The 2,090-nt window shown below is 63.6% G+C and carries 3 protein-coding genes; 1 reads left to right on the top strand and 2 read right to left on the bottom strand.

From position 1 onward, the window contains the following. Positions 1-47 precede the first annotated feature (47 nt). Together LB518_RS24565 and LB518_RS24570 are read right to left on the bottom strand one after the other, a co-directional pair. Entirely contained in the window at positions 48-641 is a 594-nt protein-coding gene (locus LB518_RS24565; RefSeq protein ID WP_224580520.1) for an OmpA family protein, read from the bottom strand. Positions 642-665: 24 nt separating this feature from the next. Continuing rightward, positions 666-1,085, bottom strand: a complete 420-nt coding sequence (locus LB518_RS24570) for a hypothetical protein (RefSeq protein ID WP_224580521.1) — start codon at positions 1,083-1,085, stop codon at positions 666-668. Positions 1,086-1,427: 342 nt separating this feature from the next. On the opposite strand from LB518_RS24570, the gene LB518_RS24575 reads away from it, so the two are divergent. Continuing rightward, complete coding sequence (locus LB518_RS24575; protein WP_224580522.1) at positions 1,428-1,649, top strand: alkylphosphonate utilization protein; 222 nt, start codon at positions 1,428-1,430, stop codon at positions 1,647-1,649. The last annotated feature ends 441 nt before the right edge of the window (positions 1,650-2,090 follow it).

Raw genomic sequence — 2,090 nt, forward strand, 5'->3', positions numbered from 1 at the left:
CCCCCCCCCCCCCCCCCCCGGCGCAGGACTGATCGCGAGGACCAAAACTATTTCGGCAGATACTTGCCGATATTGATTAGCTGCACGCGGCGGTTAAGCGGATCCTTCGGATCCTTGGTGTCCTGCAGGTTTTCCTCGCCGAGGCCGACCGCTTCGAGGCGCGTGGGATCGACGCCATAAGTTGTCACGAGCGCCGCCAGCACCGCGTCCGCGCGCTTCTGGCTGAGCACGAGATTGTTCTGGCGATCGCCGGTCGTGTCGGTGTTGCCGGTCACGACAAACTTGTAGCCGGCAAGGACCGGGTGGTGCAGCGCATCGGCAATCGAACCGATCGTCGCATAGGATTCCGGACGGATGATGTCGGAGTTCAACGCGAACTGAATCTGGACATTGATCTGTGCGAGGCCGTCCAGAAGCTGGAGCGGCGTCCAGGTGATCGGCATGCCCGGATTATTCTTGATATGCTCCTGGACGGCATTGCGGATCAGCGCAGCCGACAATTCAGGCGGAGCAACGCGCGCCGCACTCTGCAGGCTCTGCATAATCTGGTTCGAGTCGAGCGCGGTCTGGGCCGACGCCGAACCGGCGGCACCCGTCAGGGCGATGGCGAGCATGAGCCCGCCGAGCGTGGTCTTCTTCATGATCTTGTTCCCTCCGGCCGCGGCTCAGCGCCAACCCGCATCGACGATCGCCTGATTGCAGGCAGCGGTGACGACGCGCGAAGCCGCGTTGAGGCAGCTCAAGAAATGCGCATCACCGGCCACCATACCCTGGCAATGCCGGACAACGTCGTTCTTGCAAAGCTTGGCGACAGACATCTGCGCCGCATTCCGCTTGGTGATCGAGGCAACGACAGTCTGATAGTCCGTGAGGCACTGCGGGCTGATCTTGGACTTCTGCGACAGCATGCAGTCCTTCAGCGCACCATCGCCCAGATTGACCTTGGCACAGTATTTGGTGATGTCCTTGCCGCAGCTCTGAGCCAGAAGAGCGCCAGCATCGGAATAGCTCATGGTCTGAGCCGAGGCACCGGCCATGCCAACCGCCATAGCGGCAGCGGCCAGCCCGATCGTGATGAATCGCATTGACGTGAATCCTTCCCCGTATCGCTATGCCGGCGGAGCCGGCGATCCCCACCGCCGCCGGGGCGACGGGTCGAGAGCAGCCGGCGCGCGGGAGTCCCCCGATTCGGCGCCGACGGCGGTCCCTAATGGCAGGTTTTCGAGACCGATAGTCAATCTCATCTCGCGACAGGCGGCGAAGATTTTGCTGCAGCAACGCCTCGATTTGTATCGTCTGAATGCGCCCGCGACGCGCAATGTCGCGGCCTCGACCGACATCCGCCGGCTCGCTTGGAACCGCCCCGTGATAAGTATCCCTTCCATCAATCGAGGCAGCTCGCCTTTCACGCGAGAACAGGAATAACGATGAGCGACGAGAACGTCCGTGACAGCAACGGCAATGTCTTGAAGGACGGAGACTCCGTCACAGTGATCAAGGATCTCAAGGTCAAGGGCACATCCGAGACGATCAAGCGCGGCACGACGGTGAAGAGTATCCGCCTCACCGGGAATCCGGCAGAAGTCGAGTGCAACACCAAGCAGGTCAAGGGGCTGGTGCTGAAGACCGAGTTCTTGAAGAAGGTTTGAGCCGGGCCGGCAACGCGGCATTCTTCGCGGACATGGACGTCAAGCGCGACTTGCCGGCCGCTCGCCATCGGCCCCCTTTTTTCCTGCCTTTGATCATTCTCCGCCGCGAACGCGGCATCGGCGGGATGTGGCGTCCGTGCTGGCCTCAGCTATGGTGATCGGGTCCCCGGCGTCCGGTCGCGGGGGTGCGATACGAGCGCCATCGATCAGGGTGCGCTGGGCGGCGGTGTGCGAGCGGTCATGCTGGTCTCTCCGCGAGACGATCGCGCGCGGGCGGATTGCTGGGCGCTCCTGCCAGGCGCCGGCGCGCTGGCAGTCTGCAGCGGTGCGGGACGATGGCTGGCAAAGCGGTGCGCTGGCGGAAGGCCATCGCCTGTGGCGGAGCCGGCGCCGGCGGCTCGGCAAGCCAGTGCGTCCCAGTGTGCTCCGGGGGTTGAGAGG

The organism is Mesorhizobium sp. BR1-1-16, from assembly GCF_020165495.1.
GTDB lineage: Bacteria > Pseudomonadota > Alphaproteobacteria > Rhizobiales > Kaistiaceae > Kaistia.